Source organism: Limosilactobacillus galli (assembly GCF_947381495.1).
In the GTDB taxonomy this organism is placed as follows: domain Bacteria; phylum Bacillota; class Bacilli; order Lactobacillales; family Lactobacillaceae; genus Limosilactobacillus; species Limosilactobacillus galli.
Genome location: NZ_CANCWK010000003.1, coordinates 20454 through 47392, shown reverse-complemented (window position 1 = coordinate 47392; position 26939 = coordinate 20454). Strand labels below are relative to the sequence as shown.

Genomic DNA, 26939 nt, shown 5'->3' with positions numbered 1-26939 from the left:
AAGTCCGGTAACCAAGCCGACGCAATGGTGGCAGATGACCATAGTTCCGCATTGAGACTATCACTACTACTAACATCAATTTTACAATCCGATTTTTGACAGTAATTGTCTCCTTCTGGATTAAGAGTCCAGTTACAGTTCAGCGCCTCTCTTGATAGTCTCAGGCGTCCATGCAATGAGCAGAAGAGTCCGTGATCTAACTCAACGGCTAGAGGATCACAACATAGAGCACCAGCACCGTTACAGGCGTTCGCGGAAAAGTTCGACCGGGTGCGGAGGCTTGCGTGCTCTATATATGCTGATGCCGTTTAGAACATAGTCGTAAGTTGGGTCGCAACCAAAGGACTATGAGCGGTGGTGATTAGCAGGCCGCTCCTGCTGGTCGGTGGTTCGAGTCCACACATCAGCATTGGCACGAAAAACATATAAGGAAGTGAAAGCTCCTTTTTTGATAGTACGATCGTGCCGTATAAGCACACAACAAAAATCATTGAAAAGGGAGTGAAGGTTCCCCTTCTTAATTGGTCTTTTGATAGCACACGTGCTTATATGCCAATGGCCCCTGGTTGAGGAAGTCGTGGACGCCTCTTGGGACATGGCGGTTCTGTTACGAGAAGCAAGTAACCGTCACGTACAGTTCGGGTTCGATTCCCGGCTCTTGGCTTTCAAGGCGACTACTTTAATTCGTTTGTTGATAGGAGATGAGAGTTAGCACCTCACTTCACACTTCGCCTTGATACCAGATAGATCACGGCTGCCGGTGATTAGAAATGTAACAATAAAACTCACGGCTTACATGACTATCTGGTGATGATCGGCGTGGAAAACCGGTCATCAACATTATGAGCGAGTTACATCATTTCATTTGAGTGGTTCAAGGTTATGATTGCTCATATCAATTTAGCGTCTAGCGTTTGCTGGGCGCTTTTTTATTGAGGTGAAAGTGGATGACTGTCAACGATACCAAAGACGTTCAATTATTAGTTAAGCAGATCAGCGATGAGCAGGACGACTTCGAGGCGGCCCACGATGACGAGGACGATCTTTATGAGGCTGTTCTAAAGGAAGTAGTCAAAGGTAACCCAGAAGCTCGCTCAATGGCTGCCGAGGCGCTTAAAACGAAGCTAATTGACTTTGCACGGTATTGAGCTTAGGAGGTAATTATATGGACTGGATTTCATATGTATTTACGGCTTTATTGGCAGTTAGCTTGGGCGTAGAAATTTATTGGATTGTAAAGGAACACAAGGAAGATAAGGCAAATTACCGGTTCCTTGTCTGTAAACAGGATGGTAAAAATTTGATCCCAATTGATAGCTTTGATTGCGAATCAGATGCGCGCCAGCATTATGCCTATCGGGCTGACACAATGGTTGTCCGTATCGCGGCATACGAATTGGACTACTACTGTAAGGAGCTCAAGCATGCGGTGGACTAAATCATGGGGAACAGTCAGCGGTGGTGCTGAGTTGCATATGCTCAACCATGCTGAAAGGACCAGGAGGCGAATAGAAAATGCAAAGAAGCAAGATCATCTATCTGCTGCCAGGGATCGAAGGAAAACTGCACGCCATTAACGCAGCAGATATTGGTAAGCTGATCATCTCCAAAGGTGGTTATGATGCGCTAGTCTCCAAAGATGAAGCAGGCTATATGGCACTTGCTATGCCAGGGGGGACCATTAAGCGCTATTTCAATACTAAGGAATGGCAAAAGATAGTGGAATAAGAGTAAGGCTATATGAAAGGTGGTGTGGTGATATGCCATGAGATTGACAACGAAACAGCGGCTATTCGCTGACGAATACATTAAGAGCGGCAATGCCACACAAGCCTATATTAAAGCAGGATATAGCGTCCAAACGCCAGGATCAGCAAAGGCAGCTTCTAGCAGATTGTTAACTAATGTTAACCTAAAACACTATATTGACGCTAAAATGACCGAAATCGAGTCACATAAGATTGCTGATGCTAAAGAAGTACTCAAGTTCTATACCCGTGTTTTGCGGGAAGAGGAAACTGAAGAAGTAGCAATGGCAACCGCTAGAGACGTGATCACTATACGTAAGAAGCCCAGCATGAAGGATAAGCTGTCTGCCGCTCGCGAGATTATGAAGCGTTATCCATTGAGTAACCCGGTTGTTCAGGCTCAACTTAGGAAGCTTGATGCTGACACTCGCATTAGTGAAGCGCGTGCTAAGAGCTATGAAGACGGTGGTCAGGATGTTACTGAAGCTGTTGGTGCCTTCATTGACCTGCTGAAAGAAGGAGTTGATCAGAATCATGAAAATCAAAGTAAACAAAGTTCTGACAGCTAAGCAGCAGTGGGTCTTATGGAGTTATGAGCATTCTGATTGGAAGTATCTCATCAATTATGGTGCCGTTCGTTCTGGTAAGACGTTTATCGACAACATTCTGTTTCTTGCTGAACTTCAGCGGATAGCAATTGAGGCCAAAAAGAACAATGATAAGCGGCCGATGTACATTCTTGCTGGCTATTCGTCTAACTCAATTCAGAACAACGTTATCGGCGAACTAAGAAACTCGCTTGGTCTGGATCCAAAGATTGATCGACACGGCCATTATCATATTTTCGGTGTTGATGTTGTCCCAACGTACACTGGGAACATTCGTGGTGCTAGTGCCATTCGTGGTATGACGTCATACGGCGCTTATATCAACGAGGCTTCGCTGGCAACGCAAGAAGCGTTTCAAGAAATCGTTCAGCGTTGTTCCAAACCTGGAGCACGGATTATCTGTGATACCAACCCAGACAACCCACAACATTGGCTGAAGACGGACTACATTGATAACCATGATCCGGAGGCAAAGGTCAAGACGTTTCACTTTATTCTTGACGACAACACGTTTTTGCCAGAGGAATACCGTTCCTCGCTAAAAGCGATGACACCATCTGGCATGTACTACGATCGTGCTGTTCTCGGCCTATGGGTCACTGGTGAAGGTGCTGTCTACAAAGACTTCGATGAGCGTACCATGACTATTGATCGTAAAGATTTGCCGGATAATCTGACCTATTCTGCTGGAGTTGACTGGGGATTTGATCACCCGACAGCAATTGAAGTGATTGGCCATGACTCAGCTGGTAATTATTATCTGGTCGATGAGGCATATGGACAATTTGAACAAGTAGATCCGCATTGGATTGATGTTGCTAATCGGTTCAGACATAAGTATGGATTAAACATGACGTTCTGGGCTGATACTGCACGAACTGAACACATTCAGAACTTCAAAGGTCACCACATCAATGCTAAGTATGGTTATAAGAACGTGCTTGATGGAGTGGAGAAGGTTGCTAGCATCATCAAGCAGCACCGTTTCTTTGTTGTTAAAGATGCTGCACCTAATTTTATTAATGAGATTTACCAGTACGTGTGGGATGAAAAGACGGGCGCTCCCAAGAAGGAACATGATCACGCCCAAGACGCCGTTAGATATTGTATTGCTACGCCGCTATGGTTAGCCGAACAGAATAAGAGAAGAGACACAGACCGAACTCGTTCAACCAACTACCTGAACGACCTCGGTCTTATTTAGTGAAAGGAGGTTTACGATGGCAAACAGTACAAGCGATGATTTGCAAGCTTATTATGCAAGCGTTCCGTATGGCTTAAGCAAAGACTCCATTCGTATGCTACGCGGTGGCCAACGGTTTGACCGTGAAGCTAATAAGGTATATCGGATCCCAGCTGACCAGTTTGATGAGAAGCAAATAGGACAATACGTTAATAAGTTCTTGCAGCATCATTACGAACACCAATTAACTCGGATCACAACTCTTCAGCGATATTACGAGGGTGATAACGATATTCACTATTGGAAGAGCGATAAGAGCAAAAACCGTGCGGATAATCGAATTGCTAGTGGCCACCCAAGATATATCACAACGATGCGTGTTGGATATTCTCTTGGTAAAGGCATTAAGTTCGTCTACAACACTCCAGATGATGCTGAACAGAGCAATGACGAAAAACGATTGATGAGTGTTATTGATGAGTTCAACAATCGCGTAGATGAGCCGTATATTGAAAAGACGCTCAAGAAGAACCTATCAATTACTGGTCGTGCTTATGAGTTAGTTTATGCAGTCAAAGGGAATGATGGTAAGCCGGTTACTAAGCTGGCTGTCCTTGATCCTGCCAATGCTTTTGTTGTCTATGACACTAGCGTTGAGCAGCACAGCCTGTTCGGCGTCTATTACTACATGGTTAAATACGACGACAAGCCGCAATTCTATGTTTCTGCTTATACCAGCAACCAGATCTACCACTACCAGCCAATTTCCAGTATCGGAGATGAACTTGTCGTGGATAGCAAGGAAGAACATTACTTCGGTACTGTTCCGATTACTGAGTTCTACAACAACGATGAACGCTTAGGCGATTGGGAAGCTGATCTTGATCTTATTGATAGTTACGATAAGGCAATCAGTGAAATGGCTAATAGCGAAGAGGACTTCAGCAATGCTACGTTGGTTGTTAATGGTGATATTGATGTGCCTAAGACGGTTAAACGATTAGTCAAGGATAAGGACGGTAACCCAGTGCGTGATGATAATGGCGAGCCAGTTTGGGAGATTGACCCTAACAGTCCATATCTGGATACTTTGAGTCGAGTCATGTACTTAAAGCCGTCGGTAATTAATAACGCCAATGGTGGTGTGACTGTAGTCCCGTCAAGCGCTGAATACTTAACCAAGGAACTGCCTATTGATAATTGGAAGACTCATCTTGATGAGATCGTGCGAGATATTTACACAGACACCAATACGCCAAATGTTAATGATGAGAGCTTTGGTGGTAATAGCTCAGGCGTAGCAATGGCCTATAAGCTGTTTGGCAGTGACCAGATTCGTGAAAACCAGAATGATCTATTTACTCGTGGTATTAAGCGGCGGCTACGGCTGTTAGCTCATTTCTGGGCAATCAGAAGCGCGATCAGCGATGAGACACTGGTTAATAACGTTAAGCCAAACTTCACACCTAACTTGCCAAAGAATGATACTGACTTAGTAAATAACATGGTCGCAATGGCGAATACTGGCGTAGTGTCTAAGCAAACGTTGCGTGGCTATATTGAACCAACAACGGGCGTTAAAGCACCTGAAGAAGATCGACGGATGGAAGAACAGGTCAAGAATGATCCGGACCGAATTGATCCTAATAACTTCAGCAAGCACGTAGCTCCTGATGATCAAGAAGACGGTGATAGTGATGAACAATCAACCGACGAAACTAAGTAGAGATATTTATGGACAGGCTGATCAGTATATTGAAGAGCTTAAGCAAAAGTATCACCTCACTGGTCGGCAAATAGAGGCTATTGTCAGCCGTTATCTATCCGGTGAGGGTAATTGGTCAACACCAGCGTCAAACGGTCAGAAACAGCAGATTATTCGCAAATTAGGCGAACTGTATCGTAATGCTAACCAATCTGATCGGCAGCTAATCTCTGTTAGCATGGCTAATCGTAGTCTTCACACTATTGGAGATGTTGCCAGTGCAGCAGTAGCTATCGAACTTATCCATCTTGCCTCTTGGCGAAAGAAACAGCTGAGCGATGCACTAGAGTCAATTCCACAGAAAGTATGGGACAATGGCTATAAGCATACTAATCGCTCAGTGATGTTCAATTTAACCCATAGACTCGGCCGGACTCCAACTAAGCTTGAGCATCAGACAGCCTTAACGGTAAAACTGAGTAAAAACAGCAAACCGTATACTAGGAAGCTGGCTCAAAAGACGATTGCCAAGATTGCCCGAGACAATGGTTCCGGTGTTGATACGTATGCTGCTATCAATCGTGACACGGTTAATATGATGAACACTCTTCACGACACGGTAGATCGTGCCATTAAAAGCCATGCCGCTGTTCAGGACTTCTCACGTGATTTTGCTAAGAAGTTCTATGGCACTGATCAGATTAGCAGTGGTGACTTGTATCGTGCAGAACGCTTGCTGAGAACCGAATATACCTACACGTATACAAACGCTCGCAGGATGGATATGCTACAGCGTGGCGTAGAGTATTACACCAACGTTGCGGTAGGTGCACGGAATACCTGCCGGCACTGCATGCAACTTGATGGAACAGTGTTCAAAGTAAGCGAAATGCAAGCAGGCACCAACGCACCACCATTTCACCCTAATTGTCAGTGTGAGATTATTGAAACGCCGGCATCTGATATCGCCAGTGGTTTCGATAAAAATGAAGATCTTCTGAACGATGCGGTTAATTATGATTCGTTCGGTAAGCACTACGTAAAGTCGATGGCCGCCTCAGGTGATTGGCCACTGGTTCTAACTGGCAAGCAACAAAACCACCTCGAACGTACATATTTGGCGACAAGGGATCCGAATATTAAGAAGCGGAGCTATTTATACGATCGTGAAGATCCTGCTGCGCTCCTGAAAAAGTATTCTGGTCATGGTACACTCAAGATGAGCAAGAATGGTTGGTCTAATAAAGAGTTGATTCGCGCCAACCATTACATTGGAGTCGATGGCCGTACTGGTAAGCGTACTAAATTTGCTAAGATACATTATGGTAAAAGAGGCGCGCACATTGTTCCAGTTCTAAGGAATGAAAAGGGTGAATGATATGTTAAACACTGATTTTAGCCAATATGAGGGCAACTGGGTTCGCGTCGTTGATACTGATGGTGATGTTTGGCAAGGCTGGGTGTCAGATGTAGATTACCCAGACGAGACAGATGATGGCTTATGGTACCTTGGCTTTGAACACATGCTACAAAATGGCAAGCGGAGCCCTGTTGGTGAGCTCAACCAGTCTGAGATTAAATCGATCGAGATTACTGATAAAGATTGGGAATTGGGATATAGAAAATATAGCGATACTGTTAAAAAATAAAGACCATTTCGATTTTACGAAACATAACTAGCAACTATCTTGAATATTCGGATGGTTGCTTTTTTCATGCCTTCAAACGTGCTGTCAGGCGTTAAAGAGCGGACGGGTTTACTCGACGGAGGATAAACGGGAATAAGCCGACGGGCGTTAAACGGGAGGAATTGACATGGAAGACAAAGATAACAAGTTAAATCAACCAGTTGATACTGAAAAGGACAAGGGACAAGAAGGCAAGGATGCATCCAAAAAAGTACCTGAGTTCACGCCAGAACAGCAGGAATGGTTGAATAACCTTATCAATCGAAAGACGGCCGAACATAAGCAAGAGCTTGAGGATCAAAAGGCTAGTGAAGATGAACGAATCAACAAGGCCATCGCTGAACATGATCGACGGGCCAAAATGACCGCCGATGAAAAGGCTGAAGACGACCGTAAGAAGCTTAAGCAAGAGAATGATCGGTTGAAGGCGGAACTTGATCGCAATGCTCGAATTGCACACGCTCAAACAGTTGCTAATAAGTATCATGTCCCGATGAGCATGGTTAAAAACCTGGTGGGTGCTAGCGACGAAGAGACTGATAACAATATGCTGAGCTTTGCCAATGAATTTTCGAAGGCGATCCAAACTGGTGTTGATCAACGTTTGGCTGGAAATAAGCAACCACAGACTGGCACTCAAGTTAATACGGATAAGGCCAAGAAACTAAGCGACTTATCTTTGGAAGAGCAAACTCGGTTATTCCATGAAGATCCTAGCTTATATCACCAACTGGCAGCTAAAGGCTAGTTAAATTTAGAAAGGAAGTATTTATCAATGGCAGATAATCAATTCAAACTTGCAAACGCAATTATTCCTGAAGTGTTTGCTAACTACGTTCTTAATCAATCTATGAAGACTAACCGCTTGGTTCAGTCTGGCATTTTAACCAACGACCCATCATTAGGTAGTCAACTCTTGGCTCCGGGTGACTTCATTCATATGCCATACATTAATGACATTGCTGAAGGACCAGATGCACAGACTTGGACTGATACCCAGGATATTTCAGTTAATGGCCTTACTACTGGTGAACAACGGGCATTCAAGTTCCGCCAAGCTCAAGCATTTGGCTGGACTGATGTTTCTCAACAAGTGTCCGGTGCACCTGCACAATCAACTGTAGCTAACCGTTTCGGTGCTTACTGGAATAACCAAGACCAGAAGCTGCTGTTTGCTGAATTGAAGGGTGCCTTTGCTAACTCGGACATCGCTACTGCAAAGATGTACGAAGATTCTAGTGTGTTTAGCGCTCGTGGCTTCTTAGCAGCCATCGCCAAAATGGGTGATTTGCAAGACAATACCCTCAACAAGATTGTTGTTCACTCCTCAACCTATGCTGAAATGAAGGCACAACAATTGATTGACACCGTTCAACCAGCTGGAGCCGTAACTCCTATTTCCGTCTACAACGGTATGCGTATTGTGCAAGACGATGACCCTAACTTGATTAACGCTGATGGTTCCACAACTTCATATGTATTTGCTAACGGTGCTGTTGGCTACTCTGTTGCTAGCCCTCAAAACGCTGTTGAAATTCAGCGCGAAGCACGTACTAATGGTGGCCAGACTAATGTCATCAACCGTCGGGTAGTTACTACTCACATCTTTGGTACTTCAGTTGCTAAGACATTTACTCCAGCAGGCCAAACTGTAACTATGGACGAATTGGCAAAGGGGACTACCTGGGAATCAATCGTCGACCCACGTCATATTCAGGTTATTGCTTACAAGGCCAAGCTGGATAAGGAGTTTGCACCAGTTGTTCCAACTAAGTCAGATCCAGTGGGAAAATAACACCGCTCGACAGTAACGGAGCGGGCGTTACATCTGCTAATACGGTGGCTGAAATCAAGCAGCACCTGGATGCGCGAGGAATTGATTATTCTTCCACCATGAAGAAGAATGATCTTCTAGGGTTAGCTAATGGAGGTGAAGCCGATGGTAGCAAGTGAAGATGTTCAAACAGACATTCTTAAAGACGTTCAAACAGCATTGGGTGTTAGTGACGACGACCATACGCCGATGCTGAAGCTGTACATTAAGCTAGCCTGCAAGTCGGTTGCTCTCTACACCGGTGAGGACTATAGCGCGCTTCCTGAGAAATTAACCGGGATCATTACCGAAATGGCCCTTGCTAAGTTTGCTAAGCGTGGCAATGAAGGTAAAACCCAAGCTGGTGAAGAAGGCTTGACCGATCAATGGAGCGAGGATGATCTTGCTCCATATATGAGCCAACTGAATGCTTACCGAGACAACAAAGCTCAGTCTGGCCGTAAGGGTTGGGTGATGAGCCTTGACTAGGTTTAGGGATGTTTACCTGCTGGGAAAAGCAAACGATGGTACGGGTACCAACCCTTTTGACAAAAAGACTCACTATGTTGTGCTTCAAAAGGTGCTCTTTTGCCGGGTAAATGATCTAGGCTTGCAGAAGCAGTCGCTCTTGTTTGGTGGCGATAGCCTGTATCAGGATGCCAAAACAGTAATTGTTGATGGCAACCCACCACGACCAGCTAAGATTGCTTTCACTGATGAGTATGATCTTGAAACGCAAAAGGGAACCCTCTATGATGTGAGGATGCCACGAAAGCACACCAACAATACTGCTTTTTACATCTACAACACACAGTCGAAAGTTGGGTGATAGGCAATGAGTATGAGACAAATTGTCAAAAAACTAACTGAAATGAACGAGCAAGGCAATCTAAGCAGCGATAACTTGCGCCCTGTTGTTGAGTATCGCGTTACGGATCATTATTCAGCACCTATGATGGCCGTCGCTTCACACCTGCGAGAGATGGGCATGAATGCCGAAGCTCGAAGCATCTATGGCAAGATGGGAGCAATTAAAGCCGGCTCCAACAGACTTCTTCAAAACCTGGGAGTTGAGAATATAAAGCTTGCCACTGAGATTGAACGCAACATGGTCGGCAAGGGCCGTAGCGGTTACCAGCCCACTGGTAATTTGATGAAGTCGATCAAGGCTCATACAACCGAGGACGGCCGTGTTCAAGTATATCCAGATGCTAAGGCCAACAAGGGTAATGGAGCTGAGTATGGTGGCTTTGTCGAGTACGGAACTCGGCGGCACCCAACACCAGAGCCGTTTATGTACCAGTCAATGAAGCAAATGCGTCCAATTGTAGCCGCACAAGTAGCAGCTTTGATGAAAGGGATGAATTTTAATGGATAATGTTCTATTACCGAGAACTGACTTACTTAGCTGTGTATGCAACTTAGTTAAGCCGCTAGCAACTACTGTTTTAACAGGAGACGAAGCTAACGATCCTCAGACCTTTCAGCTTGAATATCCGCAGATCATTGTCCAGATCCCTTGGCGCACTGAAACATCGCAATATAAGTTAGTAACCACTGCAACCTATACTCAGCAGGTTGATCTATATTGGCCAGCTGACGAGATGGGGACAATGATGGACACCCTTGATAAGATTGAAATCTTGCTTCCCCACTTAAAGCTGCAGAAATATCGATGCGATTACGTTACCGATAGTATGATTTCACCACAACCACAAGTCGACACCACTACTTCAGAGAAGCTAATTCATGGAGTAGTGAGAGCCGACTTTTTTATTACTGAAATTTAGGAGGGAATATTAAATGCCAGTAAAAAATACTGTAAAGATGGATGCTGCTAATAAGTACATCTATTTCATGAAGTTAGATGATGAACCGAAGGCAAATAAGGCAATTATGATCGGGCTACAAGGTCAAACGTCAGGTACCAACACCCGGGCACTCCAAACCATTCAAACCAAGACGGTTGATGTAAAGATGGCTGGGGCTGTTAACCAGCAACGGACTGTATTGGTTTACTTCCAGTCTGGTGATGGTATTTGGGATAAGCTTTATCACGCTTGGAAGGACCAAATCGTGGTTCATTTATTCCGTGTTGATATGAATGAGGTAACTGGGGCGGCGCCTAATCGCCAAGCTCCTTATGAATACGCACAATGCATCATTGCAACGCTGCCTCAGACCGAAACCCTGAACAGTGTGTTCCAGTCCTCAGTTCAGTTTGAAGTACAAGGTGTTGCACAGGATGGTGTTATTACTGAAGATCAGCTGGAAGAAGACGCCTTCGATCTTGGTAAGTCGTTGTATGACGCTCTTAAGCCAACCGAAGTAGGGGATGGTACTGCCACGACTACTGCTCCAGGTTCGCTTGATGACAAGGGTACTGCTCACCAAGAAGGCTAATTAGAGGAGGCACATCATGGAATTAAAGATTGACGGTAAGACACTTCAACTGAAGTACAACTTTGCAAGCTTGAAACTCTGGGAAGAAAAGGTTACAGACGATGATGGTAAGAAACAGCAAGACGATGCTATTTTCGATACCCTGTTCACTGGTCTGGCAACTAAGAACCCTCGTGTCTTGGTTGACATTATTAACGGTGGCTTAGCTTACCTGGGTAATGAAAAGCCAGACTACGGTAAGGTATTCGATGCTGTTTCTGACCTATTAGGCGAAAAGGGCCTTGATAAGGTTGCCGAACAGACAATGGCAGAATTGACGGCCTTTGGTTTTTTCAAGGTTTCGATGAAGCAATGGATGAGCTCCATCAAGGAAGAATTAGACAACTTAGACAAGCTGTACAAGGAACTAAAGAAGCCGGCAAAGGCAGCGAAGAAGGAAGCAAAGGAACAGTACGATCAACAAGTAGCACTGTACCAAGCTTCCAAAAACCAATTCGATCCAATGCTCAAAAACTTCGAAAAAATGCTAAAGGATACCGGGATTACCTTGTAATTGCTCGCGAACGGGCCGGAATCACTTCAATTAGTGATTTTGACCAACTAAACCCATACCTCCTTGATGCAATGATTGAAGGCTACGAGCGACAGCAGCTTAATCAACGTGTTGAATGGTCAAATATGCTCCAACAAGTGCCATTTATGACGCAGTGGATCAACCTCGATAATGGTGCCCTAAGTCAGATTAACGCGGCTATCCAGCAGACGATCGATCAAAAACTGGACCAGATAGATAAGGCACACAGAGATATGCTTCTAGACGTGAACAATGCGGAAGTTCAGCAAGCTGATGCATTCGCTAAAGTCTTCGATATGAAAAAACGGCAGAAAGGAGGTTAATAGATGGCTGTATATGGAACCAACATTGATATCAATGTGATCGGTAATGCGGTCCAGGAACTGCAGAAGATTCAAGCCGAGTACATGTCTCTTCAGCATGATCAAGGTAAAAACATCAAAGTTGGTGCTGACGATCAGGCAAGCCAGAAGATTAAAAAGATAAAGGACGAAACTAATAAAGTCCCTAAATCACATAACACAAAGTTCACGGCTTCGGGAATTGAATCTATGAATGCTCGTATGAACAGTGTTAATTCTGGCTTTGAACATATCCATCGTGGCGCTGAAGGGATACGAAAATCGCTTCATTTGATGGCAGCTGCTGGTGTTGCGGCATTCACTGGACTAGGCGCTGCAGCAGCCAAGGGAGCACAACAAGCTGTTGACCTCCAGAGCTCCTATAAGACCACTCAAAACCTTATTGTTACTGGTGGTGAGCGCGCCAAGACCGCAATTAGTGCCGTTAACCAAATGCAGCGTGATGGTCGTAAATATTCGCTTGAATATGGCGTTAGCCAACAGAAGATTGCGGATGCATACCAAGATTTGATAAAGCGTGGGCATACTTCTGTCGAAGCATTAGGCGTTATGAAGTCTGAACTACAAGCCTCTGTTGCTTCAGGTGATGACTTCTCAGACGTTGTACGGGTTTCTTCGAACACCATTGAAGAGTTCGGAATGAAAACCAACAGTACCGGTAAGATGCTGCATAATACCAAGCTAGTCGTTAACGATTTAGCCTACGCATCAGATGCTACCGCTACTGACTTCAAGTCAATGGGTGTTGCTATGGAATACGTTGGATCATCTGCACACCAAGCAGGTGTTTCATTGCGTGAAACTTCAGCAACAATTGGTATTCTTTCTAATAACGGGCTTGAAGCAGATAAAGCGGGTACTTCACTTCAAGAAGTGCTACAGCATATTACCAAAATTACTCCACAAGGAACGCAAGCATTAAAACGATTAGGCTTGTCTGTTGATGACTTCCAAACTAAGTCTGGCAAGCTAAAGTCCATTCCTGAAATATTCTCGATGATTAACAAGGGAATGAATGATGCAGGAATTAAAGGCGCTAACCGATTAAAGACGATGAATCAAATATTCGGTACTGTTGGTGGCAATGCCGCTAATATTCTTGCCTCTAACACCAAGCAACTTCGTGAGCTAGAAGGGCAAATTAAGAAAGCCGAACAGGATAACTATGTTGCTAAGCTTGCTAAGAAGAACAGTCAGACTGTCAAAATGGAGATGGCTCGGGCCAAGACTTCTATTCAGGCTGTAACAATGCAGCTTGGTCAGGCGTTTATGCCTGCCATCGCTAATGCATCAGAAGCTCTTGCTAAAGGCTTGACTACTAAACGAGCACAGAGAGAAATAAATGCACTTAGTAAAGAGACGGCCAACTTTGGTAATGCTGTTGCTAAGTATCTGGTCGCTCACGGTCATGATCTTTGGGATATTGCGGAAGCACTTGGGAAAATTGGCTTAGCTATTGGCGAAGGCGCTCTTAAGACGCTATCAACTTTCCTTGGAATCTTGACTGGTCACCCGTTATCCAGTGCAGGTGATACCACCCACAGAATTGCTACTGATTTGACAGAGATCGCCAAACTAACTCCACTGTTCAAGACTTTGGGTGGTATTTTTGCGACGTATTTTGTTGCATCTAAAATCATGGCGAGTGCTAAGGCAATCAACGAGCTGTATAAAGGGATGCTAATGTTGTCCACTTTGGGTGGGAAACAGTCCCTTACTGGATCGTTGCTGGGCGACTTAGCTAATCGCCGTGCTGGTGGAGCAATGACCAAGGCAGTTGAAGGAGTTGCTGCAAAAAAGTCTGGTGAGAAAGCAGGAAGTAGTTTTTTAGCTGGCCTTGCAGGCAAGATTTCAAGAGGTAAGGGATGGCTCAAGGGCTTGTTTACTCCTGCCGCAACTGAGGCATTACGAGTCGGTGATACAGCTGGCGGTAATTTCATTACTCGTTTTGCTGCTAAAACCAATTCTTCTCGATTTGCGCAGGTTGGTCGTTCACTCGGTGGTCGTATTCTTTCTGGAATAGGGTTAGCGATTGAAGCGTATGATCTTGTCAAGGACATAACCGGAGCCTTTACAACTCACAATGGGGCTACTAGGTCACGTGACATTGGTAAGGCTGCTGGTGCAGGAATTGGTGCCGGTATTGGCTTCTTCTTTGGTGGCCCGGCCGGCGCTGCACTTGGTGGCCTTATTGGTCGTACAATCGGCGGCAAGATAGGGCCATCTGTTGGAAAGTTTGGCAACAGCATCGGTAAAGTTCTAAACGATATTTTTGTCAAGCATGATTGGGGCAAAGTCTGGTCGACGATAGGCAAAGGATGGAAATCGTTCTGGAAAGGCATGGGCAACTGGTGGGATAAAACCATCGGCAAAAAAGGGTCGCATTCCGGCCATTCTAAAGAGCCAAGCCAGCATGAGATTAAATCCTTGGGTAGTAATCACTATTCAAAGGCAGACATTGCCAATATCAAGCGAATGAATGCCGCCGTTAAGGCATATACAAACACTCTGAAGACTCTCAAATCGGTCGTTAAAAAGAATGACCCAACAAAAGAGCTTCGGAGTATGAGTAAGAACCTTAAAAGCCTTAATCCAACGATCAAGGATGCGGCTAAATACTGGAAAAACTTAGATAAGCCTTTGGCAAACTCCTCTCGTTCGTTCAAGTCGCTTGATAAATCGTTATCAGGCTTTAAGGGTAAGAACAACCCACTTGATCGACTGGAGAGCAGCGTTAAGTCACTGACCAAGACCGTTCAAAGATATAAGTTTGGCAAAGAACTTGCTAAGCAAATGAACGAAGCCGACAAGTCAATGAGCGGCAAGCATAGTTTCGTTGGCCGCTTCCAGACGATGACACGGCAAGTTGAAAGTTCCCTGCGTTCATTCGATCGTGCTTTTAACCGTGATTGGAAAGACACATGGGACAATATCGATCGGTATCCTAGTCGGAGCTTGTCACGAGTAAACAGGACTGTTGACAGCCGACTCAACTCAATTAGAAGCCATGAAAATAGCTTTACTCGTGGCTTTTTAAGTAGCTGGAAGAGCTGGACGTCAAGTGTTGTTAGCTCGATGAGTAGCGAGTTTGGCAAGCTGCCAGGTATCGCTCAGAGAGCTATGTCCGGAATTGTTAGCCGCTTAAATTCTGGTATCTCGGCCATTAATGGTGTTATTGGTGACTTTGGTGGCGATAAGAAGCTATCGACCATTCACTACGCTAATGGTACCGGAATTCGTGGTGCACACCCAGGTGGACTGGCAGTCATCAACGATGGTAGTAGTCAGCATAAGCAAGAGCTTGTATGGCAACCATCGCAAGGCTGGAAGATCTTCTCTGGTCTTAACCGAATAGTCACGTTGGAACCAGGAGCACAAGTTCTGCCGGCTGAGCCTTCACACACCGTTTTGTCTGCGATGAACGTTCCACACTACGCTGACGGTACTTTGTCAGACGATGAACAGGACAAGATTGCACAAGAATTTATGGACAACCCTGTAAAAGCTTCACAAGATTTAGTCTTGCGAGTAACTAACTGGGACTCAAATGTGCCGATCGTTCCATCGTTTGGTAAAGCAACTGCAATTGGCTTCTCGCGTGGTATTGCTAACGTGCTGAAAGACTTGTTAGGCATTATCAAGGAACCAGTTAATGGTGACTGGACACCGGTTATCAAGTCGGCGGCTCGTGTACTGCACGTCCATTTGTCTGAAGGACAAATCGGCAAATTACTCCGCCAAATTCAAACGGAATCTGGTGGCCGTGAGGTTGTCACTAACCATTGGGATAGCAATGCTGCGGCTGGTCATCCGTCACAAGGGCTACTGCAATTTATACCTTCTACATTCAACACGTGGGCAGTTGGTAAGTATCGCGACATCAACAAAGGGTTTGACCAGATTGTTGCTGCCATTAACGCCCTTAATCACGGTGGCGAAGGTGGCTGGGGCAATATCGGCAACGGTCACGGTTGGGCCAACGGTGGCCACTTGCTTCAGCCAAGCTATGGTTGGGTTGCTGAAGATGGTGATGAGTACATCATTAACCCTAATAAGCCTAATGCAATGCAATTAGCTACCGAAGCGATGGCGGATATTGTAAGTCGCAATCGCAATATTGGAGCTATTCGGCCTTCGTTTGGTGCTCCTCAAGTTCGGCCAGCTATTCTTCAAACTAGCGCTGCAACCGACAGTGAAAATCTCATGGTTAGTCTGGTTAAACAGGCGGTCGAAAAGCTCGACAACATTAACATACATCCATATGTTCAAGTTGAAGATGTAGCAAAGCCAATCAATGCCTATGGTGCTAGGGTTTTTGCGCGTCAAAGGAGATGATTATTTGATTGAGGTATTTTCCAAAAGAAAGGACAAGCCGACCGCTTATCCCTCCTTAAGGCCAACAGAGGTCGGTCAGGGAGCTAGAAAATATCCGGCTTTTACACCGGTCGAGTTTGCCATCAGTAAGGATGCCAAGACGTGGACGAGTTGCTTCGACGTGCCAACACTTGATGGTGTCTACTGCACAATGGCACCGGACGTGCAACCAGCAACACGGACTAACAATCTGCGTAAGATTGGCCTGCAAGATGGCTCTCGTCTACTGTCGACTACCTACGATACTCGTGATTTCACCATGTCGATGTTCTATCGGGGCGTTGACGAAACGGACGCTATGCTGGCCTATGATTCGTTACAGCAGTTCCTGGTGGCCCGTGAAGCCTACTGGATCTGCTTTGCCAACTGGCCGCACCGGATCTACTACGTGCTGGCCAAAATGGATAAGCCAACGTACACCAACGAGAAGACGTGGACCTGCACTGTCACCTTTACCGATTTGTATGGTCTGAGTCGTTCATTAGGCACGTCGCAGGACTATCCAGATGATGTCTGGGGTGTTGGTAACAACATGCCGGAGGACGTCGACCCGCAGTACACGTTCACAACTAATCAGTTCAGTGTCTACAATCTGAGCAACGTCATGATCGACCCGGACCGTCGGGGCCATCCTTTCAAGATGATCTTAAAAGGCCATTCTGACGGCAATCTGAAGATCACTAACAAGACTACTGGCGATTACCTGACGCGGTGCGGAATTGTCGGTGATAATGGCAGCCACTCGGCGTCTAACTTTGACGGAACGTTTATGGTTGATGGCATTCGTGCAACCTTAAACGGCAAGTCAGACACTTTGAACGTTGATGATGGAGCCATTCACCTTGACATTGGTAAGAATGACTTTCAGATCGACAACTTCGCAGGAACAGTCAGCTTTGACTTTCCATTCTGGTGGTTCTCATGAGAGTTGGAATTACAAATGGTCTAAACAACCATAGCGACGATGTGATGGAATATGTTGATTTTAACGACCTCTATAACTCGTTCAAGATCAACTGGCAAGTCAGCTCAACGTTTGAGATCTCCTTTACCATGACCTACACAGATCAGTACAAGGACGTCTTTAATCTGGCCCAGATGAAGCGCTATATCTGGTTCAATCGAAACCTTTATACGATTCAACAGCTTACGAAGGGTCTGGACGAGAACGGCTTGCCAACATTGCAGATCACTGCTAATCACGCTCTGATTGACCAGATGAAGAATATTCGATTGGACCCTAAACAGCCAACGGAGAATAACCCCGACGTCAGTGGATCCGGTGATAGCAGCGACGATTCTGGCGGCAGTAGTGATGACTCCGGCGATGATAGTGGCAATCAACAGCCGGGTACAACGGTGACGGTCAAACAGACCGATGTTCAGCAAGCCTATAAGCTAGAGGACCAGCTACATAAGTTCATCGATAACAACAACGCTGGGGTTACGTTAGACATCAAGGGGAGCTTCCCTCAGATGCCAGCAGAAGCCACCGGTTCATTGTTTGAATGGCTCGGAAGCAATATCGCGTCGTATGGTGCGTTTTGGTACCCAAGCGGTCAGGCTACACTTGTTGTTCGTGACTTACCGAGCTTCCAGAACCGCACCGACAACGTGTTCCGCTACCTTAACAACATGACCACCGCTAACTTGCAGAGCGACGGGAACGATCTTGTCAACGACTGCTGGGTATACGGCGGTAAGGTTGAAAAGGACATCACCTCAGTATCTGCTGGTGGTAACGGTGTAAGTGAGCCTGTAAACGGCGACTGGACACCTGTTATCAAGAACGCCGCCGGGTTAGTAGGCGAGAAGCTGTCACAAGCCGACATTGACCTAATCAAAGCCCAGATCAATCTGGAGTCCAGCGGTCGAGAAGATGCCAAAGGTGGCGACGATGGTCTGCCAGACGGGATAGCGATGGGGCTTCTGCAATTCAAACAGGGCACTTTTAACTACTACTGCCGGCCACCTTATACGAATATCTGGCATGGCCTTGACCAACTGATTGCCTTGATGAACGTACCTAACTGGCGTAACCAGATCACCGGACGACACGGTTGGTCACCGTCTGGAGCACCAGTATCTAAGGCTACAATCACGGCTCAACCAGCTACCGATAACAACTGGGGCTGGCCGTTCCCTTGTGGTGAAGGTACTTTCTCTGGCGGACAGCTTTTCGGGGTTCAGCCCGGCGGTGGTTTCCGTATTAACGGTTTCCATGATGGTCTTGACTTTGGCTCTATTGACCACCCAGGCAACGAGGTCCACGCCATTCACGGCGGCAAGGTTACGACAGCGGCCACCTGGGGTGGTAGTGAGATTAAATGGTACTTGGTAATCACTGATAGCACTGGCCTCAACGTCGAATACCAGGAAGCATTCAGTAGTCAGAACAACATCACTGTTGGCTACGGCCAAGAGGTCCATACAGGCGATGTAATCGGCTACCGGACAACTGACCATCTCCACATTGGAATCACCCGTATGGACGTCAAACAGGCGTTTGGACACGCTTTTAGCAACGACGGCACCTGGCTAGACCCGCAGGCGATGATTAAGAGTGGCGGTAGCATTTCACCATCTGGCGATAGCGGGAGCACGAGTACCAGCACCACGACGGAGAGCTACTACTCGCTGTACTATCACTACATCGACAAGGACAGCCAAGATAAGTATGGCGTCCATGTTGGGCCGCCGATTGTGCAGGACAGTATCTACGATATGAACACGCTGAAAACCTATGTTGCTAACACGGTGAAGCATGATCCACCGACTTCGCTATCTACAACAGCCGACAGTTGGCAGGATGTGCATTTGGGCGATCAGATCCGGGTAATTGCACCTGAAATGCCACTCGATACCTGGGCCATGTTGATGGGGGTAAGCGGTAATCCGTTTAACCAGAATGAAGCGCCAGAGCTGACCTATAACAACACTGGTGAAGCCATGAAGAGCTTTATTTCTGCTATCTCACAGGCTTTCCGCGAGTTAAACCACACAACCGCACAGGGCAGTCGAGAGGTGGCAATTGGAACAAAGGAAGAAAATCACTTCGCCAATCCAAATACGAAGCCGTCCAAGCCAAAGAGCTACACGGCTGAGCAGATGGCGAAGATTGCCGCTTACACGAACGGAGAGGATGTGACCTGGTCATGAGTGACATTAATAATGTTGAGCAACCGGCAGTCCGGTATGTTCCAATCATCCTTGAAGAAGGCACCGACAATCGGGGATTCCCTGGCCTAATCACATCTAGTGACAATGGTGTAACACGAGTAGTTGAATTTACCGCTGACGGTAAGATGTACCATGAACGTGACACTAAAAGAATCGCAGAACTACCATTTGAACACATTAAAATGAAGTCGCCCAATGGGACGGCTTTTTATTTATCCGTAAGCGATGATGGGAAACCAATTTTTACGCCAGTAGAGAAAGTAGGTGACAAGAAGTGAACGAATTTCATCTGCCTCACGTGGAAGATTTGACGACTAATGCTAAGCTTCCCGGGCAATTAACAGAAAATTTCAAAGCGATTGAAAATAATTTCGCTAAAATTGAGTCTGCCTTGAACGATATTAAGGAATTGGGCACTCGACTCACAACAGCTGAGAACAACATCATTGATCTTCAAACTCGCACGTCATCGCTTGAACGGCAGATTAAGAAGCTCAATGGCATCATCTTCGGCATGGAATACATCAATGACACGGATGAAATTCCACTTGATAGCAGCACGCCTAATCCAAGTGAAGTTGAGATCAATGATGATGTTACGGTGGATGACGACAAAGCTGAAGTTGCTGCCGATTTACCACATGACGTAATTGACAATGAGGTTAGCTAAAGAGGAAAGGAATGAGAAACAGATGCCGGTTGAAATTGGACAAAAGCAACTGAAGGATGCTAGAGATGGCATCCTTCATGTAACGCATAACAACGGCCGAGTGATTTACACGATTGCAATTGATATCGCTAAGGAAGGTACTGATATTTGGGACCTAACGCCTTACTTCAAGGCACGGGTTGCTGATAACAATGCACAACTCCAAGTGACTTGGTACCAACAAGGGCGGTTGTTAAATCTTAAAGGGTTAAGCCCATACATTGAAGGTAACGTTGGAAATTACTATGTTAACGATCAAGGGCAGATCCAACTTGATCCTGGGTCGGACCCAGTTAGCTTCTACGGCGATCCAATTAACTTTGGCGAAGGCGGGCGAGCTACATACAAGTTCCCAGATGAGATGTTCCCGAAGGAAGGGATCTTCAAGGGATATATCGGTGTTCGTGATCCTAATGATGAAAGTCGAATTTCAGGGGTTACTATCTGGTTTAAGGTGCTTCCCGGCTTAGCTCGAATGGGCCATGCAAAAGAAGTTTACGTTAGTGAAATGGAAGAGATGCTTCTGGAGTGCAAGGCCAAGAACCGGGAGGCTTTTGAAGAATTCAAGCAAGATGTCAATGATATCAAGCAACAGATGAACGATACTTTCCAGAAGGCTCTCACCGACCATACGCAGAACTTTGATACTGAGATGGCCGACATCAAGAGCAAGCTGGATGAAGCTAACCAGCTGGCACAAGGGATCTTAGATTCGGATAAGCTGCTGGATAAGGCACTGGATGCCAATACGGAAGCCATTCAGAACACGATGGCGCCCGTGCTAAACCAAAGTAACGTTTTCCAAGCCCAAAACACTTTTAAACAGGGTGCGGTAATGCAAAATGGCTTAACAATTGAAGGTGCATTGCTGGTCAATGGTGTGGATTTATCTAAGCTGGCCGATCAAGTGAATACGTTGCAGATTGATGTTAACAAGCTAAAAGGAGGTAACTAATCGTGCGAATTACAGTTGATTTAGCAAAGGCTTCTACTGAACCGGTTGATTTAACGGGTGTGCTTAACCCACGAGTTGGCGATGGTGATTTAAAGCTACCATTCCACCTGATGTATAACGGTGATGATGAAGATATGCGTGGTAAGAGCATGGACTTTTTATCAGAAGGTTCGGATAAAAAGAAGATCTATGTATCAGGGACAGTTGACGAATCAACAAAAGGTGACGACCCATACACGGGTAACGTCACCTTTACTTTTCCAACGGGTACTTTTAAGACCCCTGGTGCTTATGATGTCGATAAGACAATGTTTCGGGTAGTCAACAATGATGATCATTCAGTGATCTCCACCGTCAACGTCAAGATGAATGTCCTGCCTAACGATTCAGATGTCGATAGTTCAGATGATGTTAGCTATGACAGTCGGATGGAAAAGATCATGAAGGACTACTCCGACAAGGGGCAGGCTTCACTCAATGATGCTAAGCAGAAGGCTCAGCAGATTATCGATGATGCCAACAAGCAAGCCACTGACTACTTGAATGGGGTTAAGAAGCAAGGCGATGACCTGCTTGATGAGATTAAGCAGACCAACTCCGAAGCCAAAGGTAATGTGGCTGGCGACACTGCCGCTACCGCTACTCAAGCCAAGCAACTTGCTAATGACAACTCCGGCAAAATTCATGATCTCCAGGGCGAAGTCGGCGATGCTCGTGGGCGGTTCATGACTCTGAGTGATCGGGAAAACAAGCAAGATTTCAATATCGATCGCAAGGAAGATAAGTCTAATGCGAATGCTAACTATGCGGCATTACAGCAGAAAGATGCGCAACAAGATGCCAGCATCGCTACCAAAGCTCGGCAAGATTTTGTTATTGATTATCTTAGTAAAATGGACCTACAGCCCGAGGCATTTGAAAATGAAGCAGCACTGGAAGCTAAGTATCCGAATGGTAATCCTGGCATTATGGTGACTGTTGATACCGGGCATATGTGGCTCTATGTAAGTGGGGCTTGGAAAGATTGTGGGCAGTATCAAGGGTTAGCGCTAGCTGCAAGCGACAGACAACAACTTGATAACGCGTTGGTAGGGAATAATGTATTAGCTGATGCCTCTTCTGAACCTTATAACGATTTGAATACTTTACCGGTTAATAGAATTGTTACGTATGACTCAGATATTTCATCCGTACAAAATGCGCCCGTTATTTTATCTGGATCTTCAAACGGGGCGACGGTCGTTACAATGTCCATTAATCCTAAAGCGGTTTCGGGTGCTGTACAGATGCTTTTTAATTCAAACGGAGACGTGTACTATCGTGTAGCGTGGGGATATCCAGCGGCCTATGAGAGCTGGCACAGTATTCGAAGCGGAAATTATATCCAATATTCGGGAGCAAACGTTCCACATGACGTATACAAAGACCTCAATACTTTCCCGGCTAACTCTGAAGTATTAATTACCGATAATATTGGTGATCTGAAAAACATTCCTTCTCAGTTAGTTGGGACTTCGTATAGTGCAGCGATCTCAACCGAATCTGTAGGCACTAATGACTCGGGGACTATCCAAAAAGTATTTGTCGTTGATACAAATGATATTTATGAACGAATTGTGTGGGGTGGAGAAAACGCATATCATCCGTGGAGGTTGTTAGCTGACGGAGATTTTTACAAATCTGGGAAAATGACCAATGTAAAAACTGGTTCCCCATATGATGATTTGAATACATTCCCAACAGGTCAAACGGTTACGATTGCGGAAACTCCTGATAAGATTAAGCAAATTAAGAATTTACCTCCTATTAGTAATATAACAGGAGGGTTGACAGTACGGACAGAATCATCAATCAATGACACTCTCGGAGGAATCCAAATCGCTATTGATAATAATAATGTCATGTATCATCGTATTTGCTGGGGTGCTAGTGGACAATGGGGAGCATGGAGGTCAGACAGCGTAGACGAGCATAGCAATGATATGATCCTACCTACGCTATCCTTGTTCCAGAAAGTAGGTGTCGTAGGTGACTCTTATGCATCAGGAGAGCTTGCTTTTGATGGAAAATATGTTGACCACTACGAAATCAGTTGGCTACAAATACTTGCTCGCAAGGACGGGTTCACCGGAACAAACTTTAGTAAGGGTGGAATGTCGACTCGCACTTGGCTGACGAATCCAAAGTGTTTGCCATTGATGCAGTCCAGTGATGCCCAAGACTTTTATATCCTTGCTTTAGGCATTAACGATGAAGCTTTAGGAGTTTCCTACATCGGTAGCGAAGCTGATATTGACACTGGATCCGACACTTTCTATGGTAATTATGGGAAGATCATCAAGGCTATTCAAACAAAAGCTCCGCAAGCAAAGCTTGTTATTGCAACCATTGCCGACAGTAGCGATATTGCTACAAAATTCAATGAAGCGATTACAACTATCGCAAATCATTTCACTATCCCAGTGATAGTTCAGCTAGATGATCCGCTATTTAACTCATCTTTTTACAAGGACAATATGGTTGGGGGTCATCCTACTGGGCCAGTTTATGCTTCAATGGCTGAAGCTTTTGAACGCCTGATTGGCCAGAGTATGATAGACCATTTAGACTACTATAAGACGTTTAGAAAATAGATATATAGTCGCCACAGAAATACACAATACATAAGAAAAGCCTCACTCAAACGAGCGGGGCTTTTCTTATGGGCGGCCGATGAAGGGAGGGGTGGTATAGGTGGAATTGTGGAAAATTACTAGTACTTTTTCTGGAATAACATTGGTAGTGGGAATTATCTATGTGTTAGGATCTATATATATTCTAAAATAGTGTAGGTGTCACCTTTATGAATTTATTAGTAACTGCAGGTATGAGCGATAGTGACTTAATTTCACACTTATATGATGAGATTAATCGGCAGAATACATGGTATATGTGGACTGTCGGGATCTTGGTTACTTTAATCACTTTGATAATTGCATATTTCTCTATAATTCAATGGAGGATAAGTGATAAGCAAATAAGTAAAATGCAAGCAGCTATTAACGATGCAAATAAAAAAGCAAAAGAACTTACTGAAATGAACAATATTTTGGTGAAAAACAGTTTACTAAACTTAGCCGGAAGCCAGTTTTTAGGCGGACTGCCAGATTGGCGGTCAGACATTGAATTCTATAATTATATAAAAAGCCATGTATCTAAAAAAGATGAACATCTTATTAAATATGTAAAAAGTAAAATTGCTAATGACTTTGCTTTATCAGTTAATGAAGCTTGTAATCAAGGAATGTATTATCCTAATAAGTATGTTGAGTATAAAAAAGATAACCCTAAAGCTCAATATGAATATGTTGTATCCATAAAAGAAGAAGCAATTAGTAGGTTAATTGATAGCTTAGACAATATGGAAGAGAAGCGAAGATTATTTAGCGATTTTCAAGAATTTTTAAAATTTTGGAATAGTATGAAATAAAAGCGACCTGTTAAGGGCGCTTTTTATTTTACCTCAAGGAGGTGAGAACGGGTGCACTTATATCTAGCTGCTATGCAGCCATATCATCAAGCGTATATCCAGCATTTTCAAAGCATGGAAGATAATCGGCTGATCTGGTGGTTCGTGTGGGCAATCATCATCGACATCTTGACGGGGCTTGCACGAAGCCTGGTCAGCCATCATACGACCTCAAGCAAGGGGATCAACGGTATGATCAAGCATGGTGTAGTCCTGCTAATCCTTTTGACTCTTTACCCGATGCTGGATGTCAACGGCATGAAGAGCGCGGCGGACGCCATGACGACGTTCTACATCCTCTTTTATGTTGTTTCAATCATGGAGAATCTCGGGCAGATGGGGTTACCATTGCCTGATTGGATCAAGAAGTATATCTACAAGCTGAGCGATGAATACAAGGAGGAACATCATGAACGAAATCATTAACGCAATTCCGGAATACGTGATTACAGCCGTTATCTCGACGGCTTTTTATTTTGGCGTTAAAGAAGGGCAGCTACTGGTCCGGAGCAAGATTCAGCACGCCAAAACTACGACTGCTCGAGAACGGTGGATCTTGACCGGACAGCTGGCCGCCGATGCCGTCAACTCGCTGGTTGGCAAAGATATGGCAGGCCATGAAAAGTTTGCTCAAGCAACCCAGATTGTTCAGTCAGCACTGGATCGACAGGGGATTAAGAACGTTGATCTCAATGCCATTGAAACGGCTATCCAGGCGGCCTATGAGAAGTCGCCACTGACGCCTACCACAATTCCAGATCAAAGTCAGGACGGTTTGGGACAAAAAGTGTCCGGCCTTGTCCCTGGTACTGTTGCCGCGATTGATACTATGAAGGGGGATAAGTAAGATGCATAAGCAATTCGTCGATCTTTCCAGTTACAATCGTAGTGATCTAGCCTTTTTCCAGCAGTTGAAAGCACACGGGGCTGCTGGTGTTATCGTTAAGCTGACCGAGGGGAGCGAAGATGGTTCTGCTTACGTCAACCCGAAGGCGGCAGCGCAGATCCGTAATGGTTTAGCCGTTGGCTTCCCAGTGGGTTGCTACCACTTCGCCCGCTACACGTCAGTCGGGGACGCCCAGAACGAAGCTCGTTTCTTTGTCAAGATCGCTAAGCAATTTGGCATGTACGATGACACGCTTATGCTTGATGATGCGGAAGTCCATTCAGCTACTGACTATCAGGCGGCCTCGTTGGCCTTCCTGCAAGAATTAGAGGCACTAGGCTATAAGCGTACTGGTATCTACTCAATGAAGTCCTTCTTCACTGGCGGGATCCTGAACTCACACGGCTTCGGTAGTCGTGAGATCTGGCTTGCCGGTTATGGAATCACCGACCTCGGAATCGACAATGCAACCGCTTGGCAGTACACCGATCACGGGATTATGGGTGTGGATACTAGCTACGACTTCAGTGGTGCCTTTACTGGATTAATTGCCAGTGGCTCTGTTCCTAGCGTAACGGTTCCTGCTCCTAAGCCAGTGGTACACGTTGGTCACCCTGCAACGGGAACCTACACAGTACAGCCCGGTGATACTCTAAGCGGGATTGCAAACAAGTTTGGTACAAATTACCAGACGCTGGCAGCCATCAACGGCATTGGTGATCCAAACCGTATCTGGGCTGGGCAAGTGCTGAAAGTTACGGGACAACCAACGACTCAAAACACGTACTATGTCCAGGCTGGTGATACCTTATCTGGGATCGCAGCTAAGTTCGGTACGACAGTTTCAGCCTTAGTATTGGCTAACGGGATTGCTAACCCGAACGTGATTTACGTTGGCCAGAAGATCCTGCTTGGTGGCCAGTCGAATGCCTACACGGTCCAAGCAGGTGACACCTTGAGTGGCATTGCAGCATCGCACGGCACTTCTTGGCAAGCACTAGCACAGAAGAACGGGATTGCTAACCCGAATGTGATCTATGTAGGTCAAACAATTCAAATTTAAGGAGGCGAAATCGCCTCTCAAGTTAACAGCCCGAGTGACCGTTGCGGATAACGCAATAGTCGCCCGGGCTTTTTATGCTATAATGAATGTAACTCATATGTGATATAGGGTAGCTATAATAGGATTATTTTGAGGATCTAAAGGCCGCCACCTTGGATTCTAAAAAGGCGGCACCTTCAT

At 45.4% G+C, this 26939-nt stretch carries 28 protein-coding genes; all 28 read left to right on the top strand.

Features of this window, described 5'->3' with window-relative positions:
* The first annotated feature begins 947 nt into the window (after nucleotides 1-947).
* The 28 genes from QOS10_RS01260 (at nucleotide 948) to QOS10_RS01125 (ending at nucleotide 26759) form a co-directional block, all read left to right on the top strand.
* Entirely contained in the window at nucleotides 948-1148 is a 201-nt protein-coding gene (locus QOS10_RS01260) for a hypothetical protein (RefSeq protein WP_283593206.1), read from the top strand.
* Nucleotides 1149-1165: 17 nt separating this feature from the next.
* Nucleotides 1166-1438 (top strand): hypothetical protein, encoded by a 273-nt coding sequence (locus tag QOS10_RS01255; protein ID WP_283593204.1) that lies wholly within the window; start codon nucleotides 1166-1168, stop codon nucleotides 1436-1438.
* Between the two features lie 77 nt (nucleotides 1439-1515).
* On the top strand, nucleotides 1516-1728 hold the full coding sequence (locus tag QOS10_RS01250) for a hypothetical protein (protein WP_283593203.1): 213 nt from the start codon (nucleotides 1516-1518) through the stop codon (nucleotides 1726-1728).
* 37 nt (nucleotides 1729-1765) lie between these two features.
* Nucleotides 1766-2317 (top strand): terminase small subunit, encoded by a 552-nt coding sequence (locus tag QOS10_RS01245; protein WP_283593202.1) that lies wholly within the window; start codon nucleotides 1766-1768, stop codon nucleotides 2315-2317.
* The gene (locus QOS10_RS01240; RefSeq protein WP_283593269.1) at nucleotides 2289-3560 is read left to right on the top strand and encodes a PBSX family phage terminase large subunit; all 1272 of its coding nucleotides are present in this window, start codon (nucleotides 2289-2291) and stop codon (nucleotides 3558-3560) included. Before QOS10_RS01245 ends, QOS10_RS01240 begins: the two co-directional genes overlap by 29 nt.
* Nucleotides 3561-3654: 94 nt before the next feature.
* The gene (locus QOS10_RS01235; protein WP_283593201.1) at nucleotides 3655-5265 is read left to right on the top strand and encodes a phage portal protein; all 1611 of its coding nucleotides are present in this window, start codon (nucleotides 3655-3657) and stop codon (nucleotides 5263-5265) included.
* On the top strand, nucleotides 5237-6622 hold the full coding sequence (locus QOS10_RS01230) for a minor capsid protein (protein ID WP_283593200.1): 1386 nt from the start codon (nucleotides 5237-5239) through the stop codon (nucleotides 6620-6622). The genes QOS10_RS01235 and QOS10_RS01230 overlap by 29 nt, the downstream gene beginning before the upstream one ends.
* A 1-nt stretch (nucleotide 6623) precedes the next feature.
* Entirely contained in the window at nucleotides 6624-6893 is a 270-nt protein-coding gene (locus QOS10_RS01225) for a hypothetical protein (protein WP_283593199.1), read from the top strand.
* A gap of 166 nt (nucleotides 6894-7059) precedes the next feature.
* On the top strand, nucleotides 7060-7680 hold the full coding sequence (locus QOS10_RS01220) for a DUF4355 domain-containing protein (RefSeq protein ID WP_283593198.1): 621 nt from the start codon (nucleotides 7060-7062) through the stop codon (nucleotides 7678-7680).
* A gap of 27 nt (nucleotides 7681-7707) precedes the next feature.
* Nucleotides 7708-8727 carry a replication protein gene (locus QOS10_RS01215; protein WP_283593197.1) on the top strand — a complete coding sequence of 340 codons (1020 nt, stop codon included), beginning with the start codon at nucleotides 7708-7710 and terminating at the stop codon, nucleotides 8725-8727.
* Nucleotides 8728-8871: 144 nt separating this feature from the next.
* The gene (locus tag QOS10_RS01210; protein WP_283593196.1) at nucleotides 8872-9234 is read left to right on the top strand and encodes a phage head-tail connector protein; all 363 of its coding nucleotides are present in this window, start codon (nucleotides 8872-8874) and stop codon (nucleotides 9232-9234) included.
* Nucleotides 9227-9574, top strand: a complete 348-nt coding sequence (locus tag QOS10_RS01205) for a hypothetical protein (RefSeq protein WP_283593195.1) — start codon at nucleotides 9227-9229, stop codon at nucleotides 9572-9574. The genes QOS10_RS01210 and QOS10_RS01205 overlap by 8 nt, the downstream gene beginning before the upstream one ends.
* 6 nt (nucleotides 9575-9580) lie before the next feature.
* Nucleotides 9581-10123 (top strand): hypothetical protein, encoded by a 543-nt coding sequence (locus QOS10_RS01200; protein ID WP_283593194.1) that lies wholly within the window; start codon nucleotides 9581-9583, stop codon nucleotides 10121-10123.
* Nucleotides 10116-10535 (top strand): hypothetical protein, encoded by a 420-nt coding sequence (locus QOS10_RS01195; RefSeq protein WP_283593193.1) that lies wholly within the window; start codon nucleotides 10116-10118, stop codon nucleotides 10533-10535. The genes QOS10_RS01200 and QOS10_RS01195 overlap by 8 nt, the downstream gene beginning before the upstream one ends.
* Before the next feature lie 13 nt (nucleotides 10536-10548).
* On the top strand, nucleotides 10549-11148 hold the full coding sequence (locus QOS10_RS01190; RefSeq protein ID WP_283593192.1) for a hypothetical protein: 600 nt from the start codon (nucleotides 10549-10551) through the stop codon (nucleotides 11146-11148).
* A 16-nt stretch (nucleotides 11149-11164) separates the two neighbouring features.
* Nucleotides 11165-11701 carry a tail assembly chaperone gene (locus QOS10_RS01185; protein WP_283593191.1) on the top strand — a complete coding sequence of 179 codons (537 nt, stop codon included), beginning with the start codon at nucleotides 11165-11167 and terminating at the stop codon, nucleotides 11699-11701.
* 71 nt (nucleotides 11702-11772) lie between these two features.
* Nucleotides 11773-12045: a hypothetical protein gene (locus tag QOS10_RS01180; protein WP_283593190.1), complete on the top strand. Its 273-nt coding sequence runs from the start codon at nucleotides 11773-11775 to the stop codon at nucleotides 12043-12045.
* A 3-nt stretch (nucleotides 12046-12048) separates the two neighbouring features.
* Entirely contained in the window at nucleotides 12049-16419 is a 4371-nt protein-coding gene (locus QOS10_RS01175) for a phage tail tape measure protein (protein ID WP_283593189.1), read from the top strand.
* Between the two features lie 4 nt (nucleotides 16420-16423).
* Nucleotides 16424-17383, top strand: coding sequence for a phage tail domain-containing protein (locus tag QOS10_RS01170; protein ID WP_283593188.1), 960 nt, complete (start codon nucleotides 16424-16426; stop codon nucleotides 17381-17383).
* A 44-nt stretch (nucleotides 17384-17427) separates the two neighbouring features.
* Nucleotides 17428-19617 (top strand): phage tail protein, encoded by a 2190-nt coding sequence (locus tag QOS10_RS01165; RefSeq protein WP_283593186.1) that lies wholly within the window; start codon nucleotides 17428-17430, stop codon nucleotides 19615-19617.
* The gene (locus tag QOS10_RS01160; RefSeq protein ID WP_283593185.1) at nucleotides 19614-19916 is read left to right on the top strand and encodes a hypothetical protein; all 303 of its coding nucleotides are present in this window, start codon (nucleotides 19614-19616) and stop codon (nucleotides 19914-19916) included. Before QOS10_RS01165 ends, QOS10_RS01160 begins: the two co-directional genes overlap by 4 nt.
* On the top strand, nucleotides 19913-20308 hold the full coding sequence (locus QOS10_RS01155) for a hypothetical protein (RefSeq protein ID WP_283593184.1): 396 nt from the start codon (nucleotides 19913-19915) through the stop codon (nucleotides 20306-20308). Before QOS10_RS01160 ends, QOS10_RS01155 begins: the two co-directional genes overlap by 4 nt.
* A 22-nt stretch (nucleotides 20309-20330) precedes the next feature.
* On the top strand, nucleotides 20331-21302 hold the full coding sequence (locus QOS10_RS01150) for a BppU family phage baseplate upper protein (protein ID WP_283593183.1): 972 nt from the start codon (nucleotides 20331-20333) through the stop codon (nucleotides 21300-21302).
* 2 nt (nucleotides 21303-21304) lie between these two features.
* Entirely contained in the window at nucleotides 21305-23935 is a 2631-nt protein-coding gene (locus QOS10_RS01145) for a GDSL-type esterase/lipase family protein (RefSeq protein WP_283593182.1), read from the top strand.
* Nucleotides 23936-24144: 209 nt separating this feature from the next.
* Nucleotides 24145-24771, top strand: coding sequence for a hypothetical protein (locus tag QOS10_RS01140; protein ID WP_283593181.1), 627 nt, complete (start codon nucleotides 24145-24147; stop codon nucleotides 24769-24771).
* Nucleotides 24772-24822: 51 nt separating this feature from the next.
* Entirely contained in the window at nucleotides 24823-25236 is a 414-nt protein-coding gene (locus QOS10_RS01135) for a phage holin family protein (protein WP_283593180.1), read from the top strand.
* Complete coding sequence (locus QOS10_RS01130; protein ID WP_283593179.1) at nucleotides 25220-25657, top strand: phage holin, LLH family; 438 nt, start codon at nucleotides 25220-25222, stop codon at nucleotides 25655-25657. Before QOS10_RS01135 ends, QOS10_RS01130 begins: the two co-directional genes overlap by 17 nt.
* A gap of 1 nt (nucleotide 25658) precedes the next feature.
* Entirely contained in the window at nucleotides 25659-26759 is a 1101-nt protein-coding gene (locus tag QOS10_RS01125; RefSeq protein ID WP_283593177.1) for a LysM peptidoglycan-binding domain-containing protein, read from the top strand.
* Nucleotides 26760-26939: the final 180 nt, after the last annotated feature.